Source organism: Salinibacterium sp. VpJ6 (assembly GCF_059767345.1).
The window spans coordinates 1338986-1360342 of record NZ_JBSOQL010000001.1 but is presented as its reverse complement, the minus strand read 5'-3'; the positions used below and the strand labels follow the sequence as shown (position 1 = coordinate 1360342).

Annotated in this window: 26 protein-coding genes; 14 read left to right on the top strand and 12 right to left on the bottom strand. The window is 62.8% G+C overall.

What is annotated here, in order from left to right:
* Positions 1–13 precede the first annotated feature (13 nt).
* The 3 genes from ACWTV1_RS06690 to ACWTV1_RS06680 form a co-directional block, all read right to left on the bottom strand.
* On the bottom strand, positions 14–910 hold the full coding sequence (locus ACWTV1_RS06690) for an Abi family protein (RefSeq protein WP_498504614.1): 897 nt from the start codon (positions 908–910) through the stop codon (positions 14–16).
* Positions 911–1089: 179 nt separating this feature from the next.
* A complete protein-coding gene (locus ACWTV1_RS06685) occupies positions 1090–1689 on the bottom strand; it encodes a response regulator transcription factor (protein ID WP_498505042.1) in 600 nt (199 codons plus the stop codon).
* 89 nt (positions 1690–1778) lie between these two features.
* Positions 1779–3017, bottom strand: coding sequence for a sensor histidine kinase (locus tag ACWTV1_RS06680; RefSeq protein ID WP_498504613.1), 1239 nt, complete (start codon positions 3015–3017; stop codon positions 1779–1781).
* A gap of 178 nt (positions 3018–3195) precedes the next feature.
* Between ACWTV1_RS06680 and ACWTV1_RS06675 the strand changes: the two genes are divergently transcribed.
* A complete protein-coding gene (locus ACWTV1_RS06675) occupies positions 3196–3669 on the top strand; it encodes a small multi-drug export protein (RefSeq protein ID WP_100388026.1) in 474 nt (157 codons plus the stop codon).
* Positions 3670–3769: 100 nt separating this feature from the next.
* Here the strand turns inward: ACWTV1_RS06675 and ACWTV1_RS06670 are convergent, their stop codons facing one another.
* Complete coding sequence (locus ACWTV1_RS06670; RefSeq protein WP_498504612.1) at positions 3770–4264, bottom strand: GNAT family N-acetyltransferase; 495 nt, start codon at positions 4262–4264, stop codon at positions 3770–3772.
* Between the two features lie 88 nt (positions 4265–4352).
* Between ACWTV1_RS06670 and ACWTV1_RS06665 the strand changes: the two genes are divergently transcribed.
* Together ACWTV1_RS06665 and ACWTV1_RS06660 are read left to right on the top strand one after the other, a co-directional pair.
* A complete protein-coding gene (locus ACWTV1_RS06665; protein ID WP_498504611.1) occupies positions 4353–4715 on the top strand; it encodes a PadR family transcriptional regulator in 363 nt (120 codons plus the stop codon).
* Positions 4712–5569 (top strand): HAAS signaling domain-containing protein, encoded by an 858-nt coding sequence (locus tag ACWTV1_RS06660; RefSeq protein ID WP_498504610.1) that lies wholly within the window; start codon positions 4712–4714, stop codon positions 5567–5569. The genes ACWTV1_RS06665 and ACWTV1_RS06660 overlap by 4 nt, the downstream gene beginning before the upstream one ends.
* On the opposite strand, the gene ACWTV1_RS06655 is transcribed toward ACWTV1_RS06660, so the two are convergent.
* The gene (locus tag ACWTV1_RS06655; protein ID WP_498504609.1) at positions 5541–5906 is read right to left on the bottom strand and encodes a hypothetical protein; all 366 of its coding nucleotides are present in this window, start codon (positions 5904–5906) and stop codon (positions 5541–5543) included. The two genes, ACWTV1_RS06660 and ACWTV1_RS06655, sit on opposite strands and share 29 nt — an antisense overlap.
* 107 nt (positions 5907–6013) lie before the next feature.
* Here ACWTV1_RS06655 and ACWTV1_RS06650 point away from each other — a divergent pair, with 107 nt between their 5' ends.
* Positions 6014–6499 carry a GNAT family N-acetyltransferase gene (locus ACWTV1_RS06650; protein WP_498504608.1) on the top strand — a complete coding sequence of 162 codons (486 nt, stop codon included), beginning with the start codon at positions 6014–6016 and terminating at the stop codon, positions 6497–6499.
* On the opposite strand, the gene ACWTV1_RS06645 is transcribed toward ACWTV1_RS06650, so the two are convergent.
* Both ACWTV1_RS06645 and purD read right to left on the bottom strand, forming a co-directional pair.
* Positions 6489–7361 carry a phosphoribosylaminoimidazolesuccinocarboxamide synthase gene (locus tag ACWTV1_RS06645; RefSeq protein WP_498504607.1) on the bottom strand — a complete coding sequence of 291 codons (873 nt, stop codon included), beginning with the start codon at positions 7359–7361 and terminating at the stop codon, positions 6489–6491. The genes ACWTV1_RS06650 and ACWTV1_RS06645 overlap by 11 nt on opposite strands.
* Positions 7358–8608 (bottom strand): phosphoribosylamine--glycine ligase, encoded by a 1251-nt coding sequence (gene purD / locus ACWTV1_RS06640; RefSeq protein ID WP_498504606.1) that lies wholly within the window; start codon positions 8606–8608, stop codon positions 7358–7360. The genes ACWTV1_RS06645 and purD overlap by 4 nt, the downstream gene beginning before the upstream one ends.
* A gap of 67 nt (positions 8609–8675) precedes the next feature.
* Here purD and ACWTV1_RS06635 point away from each other — a divergent pair, with 67 nt between their 5' ends.
* The 3 genes from ACWTV1_RS06635 to ACWTV1_RS06625 all read left to right on the top strand — a co-directional run bounded on the left by ACWTV1_RS06635 (position 8676) and on the right by ACWTV1_RS06625 (position 10042).
* The gene (locus ACWTV1_RS06635) at positions 8676–9047 is read left to right on the top strand and encodes a sterol carrier family protein (protein WP_498504605.1); all 372 of its coding nucleotides are present in this window, start codon (positions 8676–8678) and stop codon (positions 9045–9047) included.
* Positions 9044–9406, top strand: a complete 363-nt coding sequence (locus tag ACWTV1_RS06630; RefSeq protein WP_498504604.1) for a hypothetical protein — start codon at positions 9044–9046, stop codon at positions 9404–9406. Before ACWTV1_RS06635 ends, ACWTV1_RS06630 begins: the two co-directional genes overlap by 4 nt.
* An 84-nt stretch (positions 9407–9490) precedes the next feature.
* Complete coding sequence (locus ACWTV1_RS06625; protein ID WP_498504603.1) at positions 9491–10042, top strand: hypothetical protein; 552 nt, start codon at positions 9491–9493, stop codon at positions 10040–10042.
* On the opposite strand, the gene purF is transcribed toward ACWTV1_RS06625, so the two are convergent.
* Positions 10039–11496, bottom strand: a complete 1458-nt coding sequence (purF, locus tag ACWTV1_RS06620; protein ID WP_498504602.1) for an amidophosphoribosyltransferase — start codon at positions 11494–11496, stop codon at positions 10039–10041. The two genes, ACWTV1_RS06625 and purF, sit on opposite strands and share 4 nt — an antisense overlap.
* 116 nt (positions 11497–11612) lie before the next feature.
* Between purF and purM the strand changes: the two genes are divergently transcribed.
* Both purM and ACWTV1_RS06610 read left to right on the top strand, forming a co-directional pair.
* Entirely contained in the window at positions 11613–12719 is a 1107-nt protein-coding gene (purM, locus tag ACWTV1_RS06615; RefSeq protein ID WP_498504601.1) for a phosphoribosylformylglycinamidine cyclo-ligase, read from the top strand.
* On the top strand, positions 12709–14070 hold the full coding sequence (locus ACWTV1_RS06610) for an aminotransferase class V-fold PLP-dependent enzyme (RefSeq protein WP_498504600.1): 1362 nt from the start codon (positions 12709–12711) through the stop codon (positions 14068–14070). The genes purM and ACWTV1_RS06610 overlap by 11 nt, the downstream gene beginning before the upstream one ends.
* A 153-nt stretch (positions 14071–14223) precedes the next feature.
* On the opposite strand, the gene ACWTV1_RS06605 is transcribed toward ACWTV1_RS06610, so the two are convergent.
* The gene (locus ACWTV1_RS06605) at positions 14224–14460 is read right to left on the bottom strand and encodes a DUF3073 domain-containing protein (protein ID WP_498504599.1); all 237 of its coding nucleotides are present in this window, start codon (positions 14458–14460) and stop codon (positions 14224–14226) included.
* Between the two features lie 155 nt (positions 14461–14615).
* On the opposite strand from ACWTV1_RS06605, the gene ACWTV1_RS06600 reads away from it, so the two are divergent.
* On the top strand, positions 14616–15737 hold the full coding sequence (locus tag ACWTV1_RS06600) for an NAD(P)-binding domain-containing protein (protein ID WP_100388038.1): 1122 nt from the start codon (positions 14616–14618) through the stop codon (positions 15735–15737).
* A 110-nt stretch (positions 15738–15847) separates the two neighbouring features.
* A complete protein-coding gene (locus tag ACWTV1_RS06595; protein ID WP_498504598.1) occupies positions 15848–17008 on the top strand; it encodes an AAA family ATPase in 1161 nt (386 codons plus the stop codon).
* 24 nt (positions 17009–17032) lie between these two features.
* Here the strand turns inward: ACWTV1_RS06595 and ACWTV1_RS06590 are convergent, their stop codons facing one another.
* A complete protein-coding gene (locus tag ACWTV1_RS06590; protein ID WP_498504597.1) occupies positions 17033–17926 on the bottom strand; it encodes a LysR family transcriptional regulator in 894 nt (297 codons plus the stop codon).
* A 127-nt stretch (positions 17927–18053) separates the two neighbouring features.
* Between ACWTV1_RS06590 and ACWTV1_RS06585 the strand changes: the two genes are divergently transcribed.
* Genes ACWTV1_RS06585 through ACWTV1_RS06575 form a run of 3 tightly spaced genes read left to right on the top strand, consistent with a single transcriptional unit; the run spans position 18054 to position 20477 of the window.
* Positions 18054–18965, top strand: coding sequence for a pseudouridine-5'-phosphate glycosidase (locus ACWTV1_RS06585; RefSeq protein ID WP_100388041.1), 912 nt, complete (start codon positions 18054–18056; stop codon positions 18963–18965).
* 13 nt (positions 18966–18978) lie between these two features.
* The gene (locus ACWTV1_RS06580) at positions 18979–19863 is read left to right on the top strand and encodes a carbohydrate kinase family protein (protein ID WP_498504596.1); all 885 of its coding nucleotides are present in this window, start codon (positions 18979–18981) and stop codon (positions 19861–19863) included.
* Complete coding sequence (locus tag ACWTV1_RS06575; protein WP_498504595.1) at positions 19860–20477, top strand: phosphoribosylanthranilate isomerase; 618 nt, start codon at positions 19860–19862, stop codon at positions 20475–20477. Before ACWTV1_RS06580 ends, ACWTV1_RS06575 begins: the two co-directional genes overlap by 4 nt.
* 62 nt (positions 20478–20539) lie before the next feature.
* On the opposite strand, the gene ACWTV1_RS06570 is transcribed toward ACWTV1_RS06575, so the two are convergent.
* Positions 20540–20917, bottom strand: coding sequence for a fluoride efflux transporter FluC (locus ACWTV1_RS06570; protein WP_498504594.1), 378 nt, complete (start codon positions 20915–20917; stop codon positions 20540–20542).
* Positions 20914–21309 carry a fluoride efflux transporter FluC gene (locus tag ACWTV1_RS06565; protein ID WP_498504593.1) on the bottom strand — a complete coding sequence of 132 codons (396 nt, stop codon included), beginning with the start codon at positions 21307–21309 and terminating at the stop codon, positions 20914–20916. The genes ACWTV1_RS06570 and ACWTV1_RS06565 overlap by 4 nt, the downstream gene beginning before the upstream one ends.
* Between the last annotated feature and the right edge of the window lie 48 nt (positions 21310–21357).

Here is a 21357-nt window from a genome sequence, read left to right as displayed (position 1 = left end):
TGGCCGGCGTAGCTTATTTCCAGAGGTGGAAGGTTCGCCAGTCTTCGGTCGTACCGAGAGCACCAAAGTTGAGTCCGGTGTCGGGCGGGAATGAGGATACGGCAGCGGGAAGCAATCTCTGATTGTGCCCCTGAGTTTGTGAGCCAAGGTGCTGGATAAGGGACAGCATCCCAAAGGTGCTCTGCTTCGATATGGCGATCTCGTCGAGAGCAAGGTTTTCACCAGGTCTCGTGAGCTTCGGCGATACGGCGTAGTGGCGATTGAAAAAACGGGAGTGGTGAGCGCAAACGTTTCTTACGGTGTTGAGGGCGCGAAGCCATGAAAGGAGCTGAGCCGCGCTGAGCTCGAAGTGCCCGGCCACGGCTTCGCGTTCGCGAATGGGCATAAAACTGTAGAGGTACGAAAGTCCGCCCCAGTCGAGAACATCAACGGCAACCCACACGGGAATCACATTCTCGCGATTGTCGCGATGGTGGATCACAAAGTCTTCGCGTGAGTCTTTTACTTTTCTTGCCAGCTTTGCGGACCACAAGCGGTACTCATGCATCTTCGAGATCGATAGCAGCTCGGGCTTCACGTGGATGAGCGGATCCACCGCTCCCAACGAGTATCCGATGAGGGCTCTCAGATGGGTTTCAACTGTCTGTACTGAGGCGAAAGTAGCGGCTCGAAGGCGATTGTCGAATGACCAAAGAGCGTGGATGCTCTCGAAGGCGGTGCCTTCGCGGAAGCGTTCAGTCCGATCGCCCTCTGTGGTCTTGAGCCTGAACGTATGCGAGTAGCCGCTTAGCGTGTAGTAGCCAGCCCTTTGGAGCAGCGCCAGAGCGGCAGCATCATCGTCAACCGACATGCCGCGACGTTTCAGCACCGCTAGCTGCTCGGCGTACGTCTTGTGCGGCTTTGGTTCCACGGGCTAAAACCTGTCTGGGCAAAGTAAAGACCGGCCCTGGACCCCCAGAGGGGCGGAACCGGTCGTGTTGTTACTAATTTAGCAGATCCCGCCGAGACCATCAGAGTTGTCCACATAGTTGAACTGGACATTGGGGAAAATGTCCATGCGCTGACGCGAGTGCGATCGAGAGGCGTTTGCTAGATCCACCCCTGCTGCCACGCCTTATCGGCGGCATCGTGCCGCGAGCGAGCGTCGAGCTTCGTCATCGCGGAGGACAGGTAGTTGCGCACGGTTCCGGGCGCGAGGTGCAGAGCGTCAGCGATTTCTTGCACGCTCATCGTGGAGCGGCTGAACCGCAGCGCGTCGAGCTCGCGATCCGTAAGAGGGCAGCGGTCGGCGGTGAGGGCCGTCGCCGCAATCTCGGGATCAATGTAGCGTTTGCCGGCCACAACATCCCGAATCACAGCGGCCAAGTCTTCGGCGGGCGTGGATTTAGGCACGAAGCCTGAAACGCGTGCGGCAAGGGCCCGGCGCAGCACGCCGGGTCGAGCGTGGCGGGTCACGATGACGACCTTTGTTGCGACGGTCGAGAGGATGCGCGTGGCCGCCTCGATGCCATCGGCCTGCGGCATTTCGAGGTCGAGCAGGCAGACATCCGGCTGAAGCGCGAGCGCTTGCTCTGCCGCAGCAACACCGTTGTCGACGCTCGCGATGACCTCGATATCGGCTTCCAGATTGAGCAGTGCACTCAGCGCACCGCGAATGAGATGCTCATCGTCAGCAATGAGCAAGCGGATGACGCGGGGTGTTTCGACTGCCGCGCTGGCGACCGCTACGCCAACCGCGCTCGCACTCGCCGCACTGGCCCCACTCGCGCCAGTCCCGCTCACGCTGTCACCCGCGACCGCGCTGGAATCCGCACGCTCAACTCGAAGCGATCTCCGTTGTCATCAACCTCAGTGGCGAGCTCACCCCCGAGGGCGGTGACTCGGCTGTGGAGCCCGACAAGCCCGCTACCGGGAGTCTCGCCCGCCGAGGCCGAGGCCGAACTTCGCAGCTCGTTATTGCTGATCACGAGAGTGCTTTCGGTGTCGCTGCTAGTGAGTCGAATCGACACGTGGCTGGCTTCGCTGTGGCGCAAGATGTTCGTGGTCGCTTCGCGCACGGCGAGCCCCAGGGCGCGCCGCACGTCGGCGTCGTCCGGCATCCGGCCAATCACCAGATCGCACTGGGCGCCTGCGGCCGCGAGCACTTCGCGTGCGTTCTCGAGTTCGTTGTCCAACTCGACCTCGCGATACCCGGCCACGAGAGAGCGGGTCTCTTCGAGGGCTTGTTTGGCGATCATCCGAGTTTCATGAATATGTTCGCGGGCTGCTTGGGGGTCGATGGCCAGCATCCGCTCGGCCAGCTCAGATTTGAGGGCGATCACTTGCAAATGGTGCCCCTGAATGTCGTGCAGGTCAGAGGCGAAACGCAGTCGTTCCTCGGTGACAGCGAGTTCGGCGGCGCTCGAACGCAGGCGGTCGAGCGTGACGACGATGTCCCACCACCACAAACCCGTGAGCACCATCACCGGCAAGAGCAGGCCGTAGAAGAGCACGAGCCAGAAATCACCGGTCACTCCGGCGCTGACGGGGTTGCCGAAAACGGTGGTCGAGAGCACGGGATGAGCAATTGAGAGAGCAAGCCCACCGCCCAACACACTCCAGAGGTGGCGTCGCGGCAGGAGCGGTGCGATAACGCAGACGGCCATCCACAGGGGAAGCGCCGCTAAGAATCCGATCTCCGGCCTGAACAGACCGAGCACCCACACGGCGATGGCGGGCGCGAGAAGAGCTACGAGCCACACGCTGCTCGGGATGCCGCGCCCGCGCTCCGTGCGAAGAAACCAGCATCCGCGAACCTGGGCTGCAGCCGCTGCCACCGCCAGCGCGATGAGGGCCGCGTCAATCGGGGAGCGTGAGGCGGCGAACGCCACGAGCATGTTGAGAATCACGATCGCGTTGAGCACGATGTAGAAGAACACAATCGAGCCGAGCGTGTAATTCCAGGTGACGCGTACTCCGCGAACACCGCGAGCATGTTCGCCGTCGCGGGGCGTCACGGGCGTGGTGGATTCGAGCATGGCCTCCAGCGTAGAGCAGTGACATTTGTCACGGTCGCGGGTGCGAAAGTGCACCGAATGCCGTGACGCTGGGGCACTGCCCAGCGCGGTCGGCCGCGGCGAAGATTGATTCATCGCCGGCACTCCCGGCCACAGTCAAGTCCGACGATTCACGTCATCCCTTCACGAAAGGCACACCATGTACGACACCCTCAGCTCCTTCACCGCTGGACTCCCCGAACTGCTGCAGTGGGTAGGCGTGATTCTGATCGCCGCGATTCCGTATGTGGAATCGTATGGCGGTTCGGTGATCGGAATCGTCACCGGCATTAACCCGGTGGTCGCGATCATCGCCGCGATCATCGGCAACGTGATCTCGATGCTGATCTTCGTGTTCGTAGCGCACCGGGTTCGTGCCAAGGTTGCAGCGGGCCGCGAGCCCAAGCCTGAGACGCCCCGTCGCCAAAAGCTGCGCGAACGCTTCGATCGCTACGGAGTTGCCGGAGTCAGCCTGCTCGGCCAAACCCTCCTGCCCAGCCAGATCACTTCGGCCGCGATGGTGTCATTCGGCGCTTCGCGCAACGCCGTCATCGTCTGGCAGATCATCTCGATCATCATCTGGGGCGTGCTGTTCGGTGTGCTCGCCACCTTCGGGGTCACTGCCCTGCGCTAGGCCGGATGCCCGGTAGGGTCGGGTGTCTTCCCGCCGAAGTTGCGCACTACGTCAGTGCGTAGCTTCGGTAGCGGCGGCAGGTCACTGGCCGCACGGACTGTCAGCGCACCATCCGCGCGTCAATGAGTTGGGGAGTCGCGGGGTCGATGTCTTCGGTGCCGTCGAACTCGAAGCCATTGCGGCGGTAGAAGGCCACAGCCCGGGGATTGTCCTTGGCGACCCACAGCGCGGCAGGCGAGTCGCCCAGGGTCGCGTCGAGCAATGCCTGACCGATGCCGGTGCCATGGTGCGCTGCCACAACATAAATCGCTTCGACTTGGGCTTGCGCAGCCACGGTAGTTTCTTTGACGGCGGACTCTCGCCCAACCGAAGCAAACCCAACGATTGTGCCGGCGAGGTCAGCCACTTGGATGCACCGCTCCGCTCGCGGATGGCTAAGGATGTGATTCCACATTTTCTGACGTCCGGCCAGATAACCGGCCGTGAAGAAGCCATCGGGGACGAGGTGGGAATAGGTCTCCCGCCAGCTCGCGACATGCAATTGAGCGAGAGCGTCGGCATCGGCCGGCACCGGGTCGCGAAGAATTGTCGTCATGTGATTATCGTGGCAGTCCTCCCGGCTTAAGGGAAGACCTGATCGTTCCTCTTGTTTAACTCTTGCGAGACAAGGTATCGTCGACGGCATGGTCGAAAGCGCAGCAAGAACCCAACTCCGCCGCGGAGTTGTTGGCCCGTGCATCCTCGCGCTGCTCTCGACCGGCCCGCGCTTCGGACTACAAATCGTTCGCGAACTGAACGACGTCGGTCAGTTGCTCACGAGCCAGGGCACCGTGTACCCGCTGCTGAGTCGCCTACAGGAAGCGGGTCAAGTCAGCAGCCACTGGAAAGTGAGCGATACCGAGCGACCGCGACGCTATTACAGCCTCACGGATGTCGGCCGTCGCGACCTTGAACTCTTCCGTGAAGATTGGCGCCAGTTCTCCGGCTCCGTTGGAACACTTTTGCAGACCATCCCTTCCTCATCTAGTGAGAGTGAGCAGTCATGAGTACCGCTGCCGAGCATCCGACCGTCACCGCCTATCTTCGCGAGTTCGATGCGGCGTCTGGCTCACTCGCTGCAACTCGTCGTGAGGAGCTCCGCGAAGAAATCGCGAGCCACTTGCGCGAGGCGATCCCTCCCCTGTCATCGCAGGCCGACGCGACTGCGGTCATCGCGGCCTTCGGCTCGCCAGCCGAGATTGTGGGGCAGGAAAGCACCCTAGATCAGAGCGCCTCTTCGGTCGCCCCTGCCGATGAGTCACGCCGAGGGCTGCGCATAGCCCTCGGCGCAATCGTGATTGCGGCTGCAGCGATCTCTGCGGTGTTCTTCTTGTGGCCAGGCAACCCTGCGAATACTGGTGCCGGGTCTGGCGCCACGCAACCGGATGCTGCCCCTTCCTCGGTCGTGAACGAAGTCCCCGAGGGGCCCGCCCGAGTGGCCGAAGGCACCGCCTATTTCGAGTATCTCGCCGCGATCGAAACGATGCCTGAGCCGCTGCCCAGCGGGGCGGCCTATCCCACCGGAGTGCCTGAGGGGTTGGACCTCGGAGCCACGGATGACGGAATACAGCAGTCTGGTGCGGGAGCCACCGTCGCGCACTTCACCTGGCTGTGCGCGTGGGAAGCCGAGTATCTAACCGCAGCTGACGACGAGGACGCCGAACGCCAAGTCGCCGCTGAGGCGATGCTCACCCAGTGGCCTAGCTACGGCTTCGTCTCCGACCCCGATGGCGGGTGGGCGGCGAATGTTCTTGAGCCACTGAGTTTCGGCGACACCGCAGGTCTGCAGAAAGACTTTCCGCAAACCTGCGCTCAAGCCGGCATCCTCAAGGTCACGGCCCCGCAGGAGCCCGGCGACTAAGAATCGCACCGCCCGCAATCACTCCGCCGCCGATCCACGTGAGAGCGATGCCGAAGATCGCGGGAATCGTCCCTTGGTCGAGAAAGACGATAACGGGCTTTTCGGAAGCGCTGTAGGGCGAGTACTCGCAGTCGAAGCCGAGGGGGAGCAACGAGAATGATGCAACGATCCGGTATTCACCGGCTCCGCTCAGCTCGTCAGGTCGAGAAGTGTGGTCGGTGCAATTCCTCCATTGCCCCTCGTAATTGTTCGCGCCAAGGTTCAGCAGCACGCCGCCCAAAACGCTCATTCCTAGGGCGATGAGCACAAAGCCTTCGACCCACGTAGCCCCCTTCATGATCCCCCGATCCTTGAGCGGCAAGCGTCCGACTCGTAGCTGAAGATTACTTCACAAACTGCGGATAGCTCACGAGTTGGGAACTCATCCAGCCTTAGGATTGGCGCATGGCGACTCGCTTGCTCACCGCATCTTATCGGCCCCTTCTCCGGCAGGCAACGTTGGCCAACATGAACTGGTGCGGGCCTCGTTTCACCTTCGATGATCTCGATCAGTCCAAGGAACTCGCTCACTACTATTCCGTTTTCCCTCGTGGCGATGACTTCGGGATGCTGGACGAAGCCGCCGGAGACGTCCGCGCAGTCGCGTGGCTGGTTTTCTTTCCCGCAGAGCACCCCGGCTATGGATTCGTTGAAGACACGATCCCTGAACTGAGCATCACAACGTTCGTCGGCTTTCGCGGTCAAGGGATTGGCGAGCGTTTACTGCGGGAGGTGATCGCGGCGGCGGGCGAGCGCGGGATGCCCGGCATCAGCTTGAGCGTCGAGGATGGAAACCGCGCCCGCTCGCTGTACTCGCGGCTCGGCTTTCAGCCGGTGGGTCGCTCCGGAGACTCCGACACCATGCTGTTGCGGTTCTCGACTACGCGGTAAGTCGCTGAATCAACTCGCGATAGCGCGCAGCCGTCTGCTCCACGATGTCGGCGGGAAGCTCGGGCGGAACGCCCTGCTTGTCCCAGTTAGCGGAGAGCCAGTTGCGCACGATTTGCTTGTCGAAGCTCGCGAGGCGACCGGGGCCACCGGCGGCGTAAAGTTCGGCATCCCAGTAACGACTTGAGTCGCTGGTCAGCACTTCGTCGGCCAGCACGAGAGCACCGGTCTCCGGGGCGGCGCCGAATTCGAACTTGGTGTCAGCGAGAATCACGCCACGGGTCTCCGCGATGGCGGAGGCTCGGGCGAAGATGTCGAGCGAAGCATCCCGAAGCGCAGTCGCAACCTCAGCACCGACGAGCTCGACGGTGCGCTCAAAGCTGATGTTCTCGTCGTGCTCACCCAGCGGCGCTTTCCACGCCGGAGTGTAGATCGGTTCGGGCAGGCGGTCGCCATCGCTCAAACCAGCAGGCAGCGCAATGCCGCACACGCTCTGCGACTCCTGATACTCCAGCCAACCACTGCCCGATAGGTAGCCGCGAACGACACACTCCACCGGATACATCTCCAGGCGCTTCACGATCATCGAACGGTCAGCAAGCTCCGCAGGCGCCTCAACGTCAGCGGCATCCGCCAAATGGTTCGGCATGTCAGCGAGCTGCGCGAACCACCACTTGCTCAGTTGCGTCAGCAGCGCACCCTTGCTTGGGATGCCCGGCTCAAGCACATGGTCAAACGCACTCACCCGATCGCTGGCAACCATGAGCACAAGCTGTGGCTCGTCGGCGCGCACATACAGGTCGCGGACTTTGCCGGAATATGTCAGCGTCCACGCGCTCGCAGCATCGTTCACGGCGTTACTCACTGGGCGACGCGAAGAGCGATATCGGTGCGGTAGTGGCCGCCCTCGAGGGTGATGTGCCTGAGCGCTTCGTAGGCACGTTCGCGGGCGACCGCAAAGGTTGCGCCGGTCGCGACAACGCTCAGCACGCGTCCGCCGGTGGCGACAAACTCGTCACCCTTTCTGGCGGTGGCAGCGTGGGCGATGGTGATTCCGGGAACGGCGAGTGCCGCATCCAACCCCGTAATCGGGCGACCGATCTTGGGGTTCTCGGGGTAGCCCTCGCTGGCAAGCACAACGGTGACGGCCACGTCGTCGGTGAAGACGGGAGTGGCGTGGTCGGGCAGGCCGCCGGTCGCCGCCGCGTAGAGCAGCGAGCTCAACGGCGTAACGAGGCGGGGGAGTACAACCTGCGTCTCGGGGTCACCGAAACGAGCGTTGAACTCGATAACGCGGATGCCGTCCTTCGTGACAATGAGGCCACAGTAAAGCAGGCCAATAAACGGCGTTTGCTCGTCGGCGAGCTGGCGGATCGTGGGGATCGCGATGGTGTCGATGACTTCTTGAACGAAGTTCTCGGGGAGCCAGTTGAGCGGCGAGTAGGCACCCATGCCGCCGGTGTTGGGGCCGTTGTCGCCGTCGTAAGCGAGCTTGTAGTCCTGGGCGGGCGAGAGCGGAACGACGTTGTGGCCGTCGCTGAGCAAGAAGAGGGAGACCTCTTCGCCGGCGAGGTACTCCTCGATGAGAACGCTGCCCTGGCCGAGCCAGAACGTTGCGTGGTCAACGGCGGCGTTGCGGTCGCCCGTCACGAGAACACCCTTGCCAGCAGCGAGACCGTCGGCCTTCACTACGTAGGGGGCGCCGAACTCGTCGAGAGCCTCGATCGCTTCGTCTAGGGAACCGGCCCGGTGGGCGCGACCGGTGGGAACGTTGGCGGCCTCCATGATGCGCTTGGCGAAAGTCTTGCTGCCTTCCAGAGCAGCGGCAGCCTTGCCCGGGCCGAACACGGCGATGCCGCGGCGACGCAGATCGTCGGCGACACCGGCTACGAGAGGAGCCTCGGGCCCGATAACAACCAACTCAATGTTGTTGTCGAGCGCATACTCGGTGACAACGTGACCACGCGTGGGATCGAGTGCCACCGTCTCAACCACCGAAGCGATACCGGCATTGCCGGGCGCAGCGGTGATTTCGTGCGCCTCTTCCTCTCTGAGGAGAGACGTAACGATGGCGTGCTCGCGGGCACCGGAACCTAGAACAAGAATTCGCACAACGACAGCCTAACCAAGCCCACAGCCTCAGTTGTTAGCGTTCAGCCCAACTTGCTAGCGTTCAGGCATGGCAAAGCTGAAAATAGCCCCCATTGCAGGCGAAGCAAGCATCCGATTGGTGCGCGACGGTCGGGCAGACCGTGACGCTATCGCGACTGCTGTGCGCTACCTCCTGCAGGTGCTCGCAACTACTGCGGAAGGCAACTCAGTTGAAATTCGAGTGCCACCGCACGGCGCCGTTCAAGCTATCGAAGGCCCTAACCACACGCGCGGCACCCCGCCCAATGTTGTTGAGATGGATGCCGTCACCTGGATTGCCCTCGCCACGGGAACACGCGAGTGGGCCGAGGCCCTCGACTCCGGCGACATCAGCGCCTCGGGGTCGCGTGCCGACCTCAGCGAATACCTCCCAGTTGTGTGGGAGAGAATAGTTCCGTGAGTATTACGCCAGAACACGAGCCCGCGGCATCCGCCCTGCAGCAGCCTGCGATGAAGACCACGGTCGAATCGACGGGCGTGAGCATTCGCCGTGCGCCCAAGTACGGCGCGTTCATGATTGTAGGTGGCGGGCTTGGTGCCATCGCCACGTTCATTCTCACGATGTCGTTCCCCGTTGATCCGTCAGTCGGATTCGGGGCTCTCTTCGGCTACTTCAGCCTCTTTGGTATTCCTGCCGGTGTCGCAGTCGGTGCTCTCGTCGCTCTGATCGCCGACCGTTCATCGCGTCGTCGCGCCAAGACCGGCACAGCCGAGCACGAGATCTCGGAACCCGAAGCGTACGAGGGCACGCTCGAATAACGCGGCTTTGCCGATTCCTTCCTAACACGAGCATTTTTTAGTAAAGAGGCTCGCGCCGCTGTTTCGAGTGGCATACTCCACTCTATGGAGCGCACCAGAATCTCAGTCGCAGGCAAGCACGCAGTTGCCGTAGGCATGGTGCTGCTCGTCGCCGGCTCGCTCAGCGGCTGCTTCTTGTTGGACCCGAACTGGAAGCAAGATCGTCTGGACAACCTCAACGGTGCTGTGGCTGATTTTGAGGCAGCGACCGTTGGCGAAGTGATTTGCGAAGGGGCTGGTGGTGAGCCCTCACCAAAGAACGGTTACACCCACTACTTCGTCTTCGTGGGAAAAGATATTCCCGCCGCGGTTGGCGCCCGACTCGAACTGCTCGAGTACACCGGCTCCACTCGGCCGGATTCTCTCAACTACAGGCGCGCGGGCGGAATCGGAGTCACTGGACATGTCATGGACGACAGCGATGAAGCTGGCCGAATTGAAGTGTGGTTGGCAGAAGACGGCTGCGACTTCCCGAGCACCGGTGCGACGTGGGTGCAGTTTCAAGAGGCGCCCACGGAGACCGACACCGACCAACGTGCCTCGCAATCCGTGACGGCAAACCATCTCCTGCGGCAGCTAGCGCCGCAGCCGAACTAGCTCAGCTGCGTCTTCTCGAGCCAGTCGAGGTAGTCGAGGGTGATGTTGCCCGAAACGTATTCGCCCGTGAAGCAGCTCATTTCGAGCGAGCTCACGTTCGAGCCTTGGGTGATGGCAGCCTGCATGTCTTCGACCTCTTGGTAGATGAGGGCGTCGGCGCCGAGCTCCATGGCGATTTCGGGGATCTTGCGACCGTGACCGATGAGTTCCGCCCGAGTCGGCATATTGATTCCGTAGACGTGGGGAAAGCGCACAGGCGGTGCCGCTGAGGTGAAGGTGACCTTGTTGGCGCCAGCTTCGCGCGCCATCTGAACGATCTCTTTCGAGGTCGTTCCGCGCACGATCGAGTCATCGACGATCAGGATGTTCTTACCCTTGAACTCGGTACCCATCGCGTTCAGCTTCTGCTTCACGCTCTTCTTGCGCTCGGCCTGGCCGGGCATGATGAAGGTGCGGCCCACGTAGCGGTTCTTGTAGAAACCTTCGCGGTATTCAACGCCGAGCTTTTGAGCGACCTGCATGGCGGCGGGGCGTGACGAATCGGGAATCGGCATGACCACGTCGATGTCACCCATCGGCGTGTACTTCGAGATGGTGTCGGCGAGCTTGTCACCCAAACGCAGGCGAGCTTCGTAAACGGAGATGCCGTTCATGATCGAGTCCGGGCGAGCCAGGTAGACGTATTCAAACGAGCACGGAATCAAGACCGGAGCTTTGGCGCACTGCTTGGAGAACATTTCACCATCGAGCGTAATGAAGATCGCTTCGCCGGGCTCAACATCCCGCACCAGTTCGTAACCGGCGCTTTCGAGCACGAGAGATTCGGATGCCACGATCCACTCGTTGCCGACCAAGCCAGTCTGGCGGCGCCCCAATACGAGCGGGCGGATGCCGTAGGGGTCGCGGAACGCGAGCAGACCGTGCCCGGCGATTAGCGCGATCGCGGCGTAGGAGCCCTCGACGCGGTCGTGCACGCGCGAGATGGCGGTGAAAACCTGCTCGGGGTCGAGGTCGAGACCCGACACCTGCTCTTGAAGTTCGTTGGCCAGCACGTTGACGAGCAGTTCGGTGTCGCTCGTGGTGTTGAGGTGACGGCGGTCGATGCGGAACAGCTCGTCGGTGAGCTGCTGCGTGTTCGTGAGGTTGCCGTTGTGAACAAGGATGATGCCGTAGGGCGCGTTCACATAGAACGGCTGCGCTTCGTTCTCGTTGAAGGCATTGCCCTTGGTGGCGTAACGCACGTGGCCGAGGCCCGAGGTGCCGACGAGGTTGCGCATGTCGCGCGTGCGGTACGCCTCGCGAACTTGGCCATTGGCCTTCTGCAAGTGCAGGGTGCTGCCATCAGAAGTGGCGATACCCGTGGAGTCTTGACCGCGGTGCTGCAGAAGCAGCAGGGCGTCATAAACCTGCTGGTTGACGGGCTGAGAAGAGACGATACCGACAATGCCGCACATGCTTTCGCGTGGCTCCCTGAGGTCGTAGAGCGCGTACCCGGTGTGAGTACGGTCTAGCTTCTCACATTCGGCGCTGTGGCTGCGTGCCTATTGGTGCTGCGCGGTACGCTGGAGCCGTGACCGAGAACTCTTCCTCCAGCTATGCCGCAGCCGGTGTTGACACCGCCGCTGGTGACCGTGCCGTCGAACTCATGAAAGCGGCCGTCAGTGCCACTCATGGGCCCAACGTGGTCGGAGGGTTCGGCGGCTTTGCTGGCCTCTATGACGCCTCGTTCTTCAAGGATTACAAACATCCGCTCATGGCGACATCGACGGATGGCGTAGGCACGAAGGTTGCGATCGCTCAGGCGCTCGATAAGCACGACACCATCGGCCAAGACCTCGTCGGCATGGTCGTTGACGACATCATCGTCGTGGGTGCCAAGCCCCTCTTTATGACCGACTACATCGCGTGCGGCAAGGTCGTTCCCTCACGCATCGCCGACATCGTTGCCGGTATTGCTCGTGGATGCTCGGCTACCGGCACCGCGCTGGTCGGCGGCGAAACGGCAGAACACCCCGGCCTTCTCGGTCCCGACGATTACGACGTTGCTGGTGCAGCAACCGGCGTGGTTGAAGCCGGATCTCAGCTAGGCCCGCACCTCGTGGCCGATGGCGATGTTGTGATCGCGATGGAGTCCTCGGGCATCCACTCGAACGGTTTCTCGCTTGTTCGTCACATTCTGGCCAACAACAAGGTCGGTTATAGCGACCACCTCAACGAACTCGGCGGAGTCGTCGGCGAAGTGCTCCTCGAGCCGACCCGCCTCTACACAATGCCGCTGCTGAACCTGCTCGACGCTCAGCCCGGCGCCGTGCACTCGCTCAGCCACGTCACCGGTGGTGGCATCGCCGCCAACCTCGCACGCGTGCTGCCCGTCGGCTCGTGGGTTGAAGTTGAGCGTTCGACGTGGTCGCCGCCCACCGTATTCCGCGTGCTGTCGGACCTGGCTGGTTCCAGCCTCGAAAGTGCCGAAGGAACCTGGAACCTCGGCATCGGCATGATCGCGATTGTGGCGGCGGATGCTGCCGACGCGACCATCGCCGCCCTCACTGCCGACGGTATCCCCTCGTGGGAAGTTGGTCGTGTTTCGATGGCCGCCCACGATCTTTCTGGCTTCGAACAGGGTGCCAAGGGTGTGAATGGTGGTGCCGTGCGCTTGAATGGGCGCTATGGCAACTAAGCAGCCCGACAACTCGGTTGACGTCGACAACGACGTGCAATCAGCAGAACCCGAAGACGTGTCCACCGTGGTGGACGAGAACCAAGACGACAGTGCGGCTAGCGACGTAGACGTCGACGCGGAAGCTGCCGAAGCTGATGCCGACGCAACACAGCGCCCCGAACCCCTTCTGGCGCGCGACGGGTCACCCGCCGCCGCGCTCTGGAGCCTCAACTCGCGCTGGCGCCACATCAATCACGGCTCTTACGGTGCCGTTCCGGTCTTCGCCCAGCTGCGCCGTCTCGCCTACTTGCAAGAAGCCGAAGGTGCGCCGCAGCGCTGGTTCGGCGCTGCGCCCGAACGCGTTGCGCAGGCTCGTGCTGACCTTGCCGATTTCATCGGAGTGGATGCCGGCCGCTTCGCTTTCGTGCCGAACGCTAGCGCCGGCATGACGGCATCCATTCGCGCGTTGCAGCTAAAGCCCGGCGACGAGGTTGTCATCACCGACCACGCGTACGGCGCCGTCGCCTTCTCGGCCAAGCGTGAAGGCCGCCAGCGCGGAGCCAAAGTGCGCACCGTGCCGATCGGGTTGGATGCTTCGCCGCAGCAGATTGTGACCGTGCTCGGCAAGGCGCTCGCCAAGAAGCCTGCGGGCCTCATCATCGACGCATCGAGTTCGTCCACGGCGCGCGAGTTTCCCATTGCCGAACTTGCCACGCTGGCCGCGAAGCATGGCGTGCCTCTTCTCGTGGATGCAGCGCACGCGCCCGGCGTGCAGCACCGGCCCGCTGAGGGCGTCGCAGCATCCGCCTGGGTCGGAAACCTGCACAAGTTCGCGTGCGGTTTTCGCGGAACAGCCGTGCTTGTGGCCGAGAAGAAGTTCGCGAAAGAGCTGTACCCGGTGATCGACTCGTGGGGCATGGACGAGCCCTTCCCCGCGCGCTTTGACCAGCAGGGCACGATGGACTACACGCCCTATCTCGCCACAGTGGATGCCATCACGGGTCTTGAAGATCGCATCGGCTGGGATGCCATCCGCAGCTATATCGAGTCGCTGCTCGACTACTCCACCGATGTCGTCGCGGATGCTCTCGATGCTGCATCAGGCGAGGAATCCCGGGTGGATGTCGCAGCCCCCGCCCCCGGAATGCGCCTGCTGCGCTTACCCGGCACCCTCGCGGCAACAGGCCCGGAGGCTCAGGCTCTGCGCCAGCGCATCACCGACGAGCTCGGTTTCGAAACGCAAATCACCAACTGGCGCGACGCCGGCTACCTGCGTCTTGCCGCTCACGCCTACAACACCGCCGAGGACTACGAGCGATTTGCTGAGGATGCCGTGCCGACGCTCGTGGGCTGGAGCCGCGAAAGCTAGTCGCCGAGGCGGCCAGCTTCTCCAAGCGGGCCAGCTCCTCCAAGCCGGCCAGATCCTCTAGCGAGAAGTCGTGCTTAACGAGAAAGGCGAGCATCCGGCCCCGAGGGGCTAGATGCTCGCCTTTTCGTAAAACGTTGCGGTGAAGATGGCTTATTAGGCGCTACGAGTTTCTTCGTCTTCTTCGTCTTCATCGTCTTCGATGTCGTACTTGTCGCTGTACGAGTCACCAGCGGAGTACTCCGGCCACTTCTCACTGTCTTCGGAAACCGGGACAGTGCTTTCTGAACCGCTCAATTCTCGAGCGAGCGCGCCATAGTTGGTGTCTGGGCTGAAGTACTTCAAATCCCGAGCAACCTTGGTGTGCTTTGCCTTTTGACGGCCGCGTCCCATGCGAGACCCCCTCATACGTCTGTCCCGGTGCACTGACGGTGGCCAGCGAACGAGCGAACAGGGATGGATGAAAACTAACCTGAAGTTTAGCACGCGAGACAGAAAGGTCTTGGTTGGCGATGCACAGGTGGGGTTAGGGCGGGTAACGTTAGCGCGTGACATCCACTACCGAAACCGACACCTCCGTTGTCGTTATTGGTGCTGGCCAAGCAGGCCTCTCTGTTGCCTACTATCTGCGGCGACTCGGTCTCGACCCCGGTAACGACTTTGTGCTCCTCGATCGCGGCCCCGGAACGGGCGGCGCCTGGCAGCATCGGTGGGAAGCGTTGCGCATCGGATCGGCGCACCGCATCAACGATCTGCCGGGTCTCGACGAGCTCGGGCTGAGTTTCGAAACCGCCGATCGTCATATGCCGGCCAAGAAAGTAGTTGCCGACTACTACCGCGCCTACGAGGATCACTACGACTTTCAGGTTGTTCGTAATGCGGATGTCGTGGCCGTCGATAATTTCGGCGAGCATTTGAATGTGACCTTCTCTCTCGATGGTGAAGAGATGAAAACCGTCAGCACAATGCTGGTGATCAATGCCACAGGCACCTGGGGTGCACCGTTCATTCCCTGGTACCCGGGTCTCAAATCGTTCGAGGGCCGCCACCTGCACACGAGTGAGTACCGCAGTGCCCGCGAATTCACCGACCAGAGCGTTGTCGTTGTGGGCGGCGGAACCTCCGCCATCGGCTTCCTGCTCGAACTCGAAAACCTTGCCTCGAACCTCACGTGGGTCAGTCGCCGCCCGATCGACTTTCTTGAAGACGGCCCCCTCAACCTCGAAGCGCGCAAAGAAGCGGTGCTCATCCAGGACGAAGCTGCGCGCGCCGGGCGAGTGCTGCCCAGCATCGTCAGCGGCACGGGCGTACCGCGCACCCGCCGCATCCAAGCCGGAATCGAACGTGGCGTTCTGACGCCGCGCCCCATGTTCTCGAGCATCGAGCCGAACGGCGTGCGCTGGAAAGACGGCGCCTTCCAGCAGGCGGATGCCATCATCTGGTCCACAGGCTTTAGGCCAGAACTGCGCCACCTTGCTCCGCTGAAACTGCGCGAGAAAGAGGGCGGCGTAGCTGTGGGGCAGGGCGTGGCGTGGCGAGACCCGCGCGTCTTCTTTGCTGGCTACGGACCGCAGGCATCCACCATCGGTGCCAACCGAGCGGGGCGGATGATCGCCCGTCAAGCCATCGCCACCCTCAGCAAGATTCAAGCCATGAAGAACGGGCGCTAGCCAGCGCTGTTCGTGCGAGCTCTGTTGGGCTGGCGCTGTCGCGCGGGATTCGGGAGAGCGGGCACTGCCTGAGGCGTGGCAATGACGGCTGTTGAGCTTAGGCTCGCGGCATGATCACGACGCTGGCGATTGAAGGTTTCCGCTCTTTGCGGCACATAGTGCTGCCCCTCACCGGGCTCACGGTGATCTCGGGAGCAAACGGCGTCGGAAAGTCGAGCGTCTACCGCAGCTTGCGCCTGCTTGCCGAGGTTGCGCAGTCCGGTGCCATCGCGGCGCTCGCGAGAGAAGGCGGCGTGCAGTCTCTGTTGTGGGCGGGGCCAGAGGCGGGGGCCTCTGCTGCACGTCGTTTCGGGCATCCGGTCGAGGGAACGATGCGTCGCGATGTCGTCGCACTCAAGCTCGGTTACGCCAGCAGCGACTTTGGCTATGCCGTCGATTTCGGGCTGCCTACCAATCAGCAGACCATGTTTGCTCGTGACCCGGAGATCAAGGCAGAAGCCGTCTTCAGTGGCTCGGTGTTGCGCCCGGCCACCGCGCTGACCGAACGGCGCAACGGGGCAGTGCGCGTACGGGGTGATTCGGGCGAATGGGTGCCGCACGACTATCGGCTGCGGCCAACCGAGAGCATGGTGGCAGCGTTCGCGGACCCGTCGACAACCCCTGAACTGCTGATGGTGCGCGAAAACCTCGGTTCATGGCGCTTCTACGATCACTTTCGCACCGACCCGCACGCGCCAGTGCGGCAGCCACAGCTGGGCACTCGGGCTCCGGTGCTGAGCCACCGCGGCACCAACCTGGCTGCTGCACACCAGACGATTCGCGAGTTCGGCGATGCCGCTTTGCTCGATCGCACGATTGCGCGAGCCTTCGATGGAGCTTCGGTGAAGGTGCAATCCAGCGATGGGCTGTTCTCGCTCGCCATGGTGCAACCGGGGCTCTTGCGGCCGCTCGATACCCACGAGCTCTCGGATGGCACCCTGCGGTTCTTGCTGCTGGTTGCGGCACTGTTGTCGCCCAACCCGCCCGCGCTGCTCGTGTTGAACGAGCCCGAGACGAGTCTGCATCCCCGGTTGCTCGCACCCCTGGCGGAGCTCATTCAAGCGGCAGCTGAGCAGACTCAGATCGTGGTGGTGTCGCATGCCTCTGCGCTCGTTGACGAACTCGACGAATCAGGAGCGAGCCGCATCCATCTCGTCAAAGTCGACGGTGAAACCGCGGTTGATGGGCAAGGGATGCTGGATGAACCCGCGTGGAGTTGGCCGAAGCGCTAGTGAAGTGCGCGACGGCGGCGCTCGCTAGCCAGCGGATGCCACCTCGCGAATAAGGTCGCGCAGGGCAGTCAGTTGGGGGCGGTTGTCGCTCGCGCGCCACCGCATCTCGAGCGCTAGGGTCGCGGGTTGCGCGAGCGGGATCGCGATGAGGTCTTCGGGCAGGTGACCGATTAGCGCGGCAGAGACTAGCGAGAAGGCGCGGGACTCGGAGAGAAGGTAGAGCCGCGATCCCACGATGCGCGGTGGGCTCACGAGCAGCAGCGGGCTGAGCCCGCGCGAGGTGCAGATCTCGAGCAGGTAGTCGAAGTAGGCGGGGTTTTGTTCGCGAGGCCACAGCAGTAGCGGCAGGTCACCGAGTTCGGGGAGTTCAAGGTGGGCGGCGTTCGCCAGCGGATGCTTGCGGCTGATCGCGACGAAGACCTGTTCGCGCACGATCACTTCGCTTTCGTAGCCCTCGCTGGCATCCAAGAAGCGGCCAAGGCCGATATCGGCGTGCTCGCTTACAAGGCGCGCAGTGACGCCGCCTGTGTCGACGAGAACGTCTTCGATGCGCACCGAAGAGAGGCTTTGCTCGGCCCGACTGATCACGGCGGGGAGGAGGCGGTTGACCACACTGGGGGAGGCCACGATGCGGGCGGTGCGGATGCGGCTCGGCTCATAAAGCTGCACTTCTCGGACCACCTGATTGGCGTGGGTGAGCAATTGGCGGCCCTCGGTCGCCATCGCCTCGCCCGCTTGCGTGAGCTTTGCCGAACGGCCGGAGCGGTCGAGCAGGGCCACCCCGAGGGCGCGTTCGAGGCGACTCACTTCTTGGCTCACGGTCGGTTGCGAGATCTCCAGTGCCTCAGCGGCTCGCCCGAAGTGCCCGGCATCGGCCACGGCAACGAAAATCTCCACCTGACGAAGCGTAATTTTCATAGGCTAAGGCTATCTAAACTGCATCCACTCTTTCTGGATTCTTTGCAATCGACTAGTTACGGTTGAAGCAGCGGCACGCCTCCGGCGAACCTTCAGCGACGAGCACCAGCGAAGAAAGAGATTGACCATGTCTACACCCGTCATTCACGTCTCCCAGGAAGTCCAAGACGCAGTTCGCGAGAACCGCCCCGTGGTCGCCCTTGAGTCGACCATCTTTACTCACGGGCTTCCTCGCCCGCGCAACCTCGATGTTGCCCTCGAAGCGGAAGCCGGGCTGCGCGCGCAGGGCGTCACGCCCGCCACGATCGGTGTGTTCAACGGTGTGCCGACCGTCGGACTCAGCACTGAGCAGATTACTGAGCTTTCCAACACCGACAAGATCGCCAAGGCAAGCCTGCGCGACCTTCCCGTCGTGCGCGCCCTCGGCATCCACGGTGGCACCACGGTCGCCGCCACTGCATTCCTCGCGCACCACGCAGGTGTGAAGGTCTTCTCGACCGGCGGCCTCGGCGGCGTGCACCACGGAGCCTCCGAAACCTTTGACGAGTCGGCCGATATGACCACGCTCGCTCAGATCCCCATTCTCGTGATCAGTGCCGGAGTGAAGTCGATTCTCGACATTCCCGCCACCCTCGAGCGCTTCGAGACCCTCAACATCCCCGTCATCGGTTACGGCACCACCAAGTACCCGGGCTTCTACGTCACTGACTCCGGCTTCAGCATCGGCTACTCGGTCGACACTCCCGAAGAAGCAGCCGCGGTCGTGAACGCGCGCGACGAGCTCGGTCTGCCGCAGTCCGTATTGCTGGCCAACCCCGTTGCCGCCGACAAGCAGCTTCCTCCGGAGCAGCTCGACGACATCCTCACCCGCGCCTGGGCTGAAGCCGACAAGCAGGGCATCAGCGGCAACGCCTCGACCCCGTTCTTGCTCGACTTCATCCAGAAGGACACCAAGGGGCTCAGCCTCGACGTCAACGTTGAGGTCTACCGCGGCAATGTTGCGCTCGGTGGACTCGTCGCCACGGCGCTCACCCGCTAGCGGCCAGCCGCTCATGATCGGAATCATCGGCGACCTCGTTGAAGACGTTGTCGTCTGGCTGGCTGAACCGCTGAGGCATGGCACCGATACCGCTGCGGAAATCTTTCACACCCGCGGCGGTAGCGGTGCGAACGTCGCGAGCTTTGCCGGGCGACTCGGCCCCACGCGTTTCATCGGTTGCGTGGGCAATGACCATCTCGGCACCCTGCTCGTTGAGGGTCTCGAGGCTGAAGGTGTTGATGTGCGCGTGCAGCGCAAACACGTCACGGGCACCGTCATCATCCTGATCGACCAAGACGGTGAACGCAGCATGGTGCCTAACCGCGCGGCAGCGACGATGCTCGATGAGGTTCCGGATGAGTGGCTCGACGGTCTCGAGCTGCTGCACGTTTCGGCCTATTCGTTCAATGGAGCGCCCGTCGGGGAAACCGTGATCGACGTCATCCGTCGCGCTAAGAAGCGGGGCATTCTTGTCTCGATCGACGTCTCCTCCACCGGAATGCTCGCCCAGTACGGCGTCGATCGCTTCCTTGAGCTCATGGCTGACCTCAGCCCCGACTTCTTGATCGGTAACGCGAGCGAGATGGAATGTCTCGGAGTCGTCGTCGACGGTCAGCCGGGTGCTGTTGCTGCTCGGCTCGCGAAGACCATCATCGTGACGAAGGCGGGAGCGGAGCCCACCCTCGTTCACGAACCTGGTCAGGCACCGCTGAGGGTTGCGGTGCCTCCGGTTCCCGAAGTGCGCGACCTCACCGGCGCCGGCGATGCTTTCGCCGCAGGGTTCTTGACGTCGTACCTTGCCAGCCGCGACCTGCAGAAGGCGTGCGTGGGCGGTCACGCCTCCGCGGCGCTCGTGCTGGCATCGCCGGGAGCATCCTCCGGAGCAGCGTCGAAGTGACTCGCCTCTTTGTGAAAATTTGCGGCATCAGTACGCCGGATGCCGCCCTGGCGGTAGCGGAGGCGGGTGCCGATGCGATCGGGTTTGTCTTCGCTCCCGGCAGCCCGCGTCTCGTCACTGACGATCAGGCACTCTCGCTCACGCAGGGGCTGCCTTCGGAGATTGAGACCGTGGGAGTTTTTCGCAACCAGCCGATCGACGAGGTGCTCGCTATCGCTGGCCGTGCCGGCGTCGCGACCGTACAGTTGCACGGCGATGAGAGCGACGCCGACTTCGACCGGCTGCGCACCGAAGGATTCGGCACTATTCGGGCTATCTCGGTGGAGGACTATCGCCGCCGCAGCCTCGCCGGTCAATTGCGAGCGGATGACCGGCTCCTGATTGACGCCGTCGAGCCCGGTGCTGGCGCGACCTTCGATCCCGCACTTCTGGAGGGCACTGCGCTGCCGGAGTCGTGGATTCTCGCCGGTGGGCTCACGCCCGACAACGTCGCCGAACTCGTGCGCACGCTGCAGCCCGGTGGGGTGGATGTCTCGAGTGGTGTCGAAGCGAGTCGCGGCGTGAAAGACGTGACGCGCATCCGCGACTTTATCGCCGCTGCTCGCTCGGTCTAAGCATCGCTCGCGCGAGACCGTCGCGACTCAGCATGAACGGGCCATCTGCTTAGCCGCGCAGTCTAGGAAGCGAGCGCGATCAACCCGAAGTAGGTGGCGGCTGCGACGCCAATGCCGACGATGAGGTTGGCGAGCACGCTGATCACCGCAACGCGCATTCGCTTCAGGGTGACGTTCTGCATTGTCTCCACGCTCAGGGTGCTGAACGTGGTGAGACCGCCGCACAGCCCGGTGAGCAGAATGATTTCGAGGTTCGCGTCGATGGTGCCGACGTGGGCTAGCCCGGCGAGCGTGCCGCCGAGCGCCGATCCGACAACGTTCACCACGAGCACTGCCCAGGGGAAGCCGGTGTACGACGAGAACGCGCGCGCAGTCAGGTAACGCAGTACTGCCCCGGCGGCACCGGCCCCGAGGATCGCAAAGACAACGCCGGCGGTCATTCGTTCACCAGATCGGGGTGGCTCCGTCGGGCAAGCCCGGCGCGCAGTCCGAGAGCGGCGGCAGCGAGCCCGAGCACGAGAGTGGCGGCGACATAGATGAGGGCGGGGAGCCACTGATCAACGCCAATGAGATGCACGGCGGCCACCGCGAGAGCGGAGAATGTGGTGAACGATCCGAGCAGCCCGGCGCCCAAACCGGCGCGTGCCCACGCGGGGGATGGCGCCCACAGTTCGGCGACGACAAGCGCGAGAACGAAGCTGCCCAGAATGTTGGCGATCAGGGTGGAGACGGGGAAGAGCCCGTCATCCGTGATGAAGGCAAGGTCGAGAGCGAAACGCATTCCGGTGCCGAGTGCGCCGCCGACTGCGACAGCAGCTATTTCACGAATCATGTGCTGCCTTTCGTGTGTCAATGCTCAAGCGGGTGCTGCCTACACGAT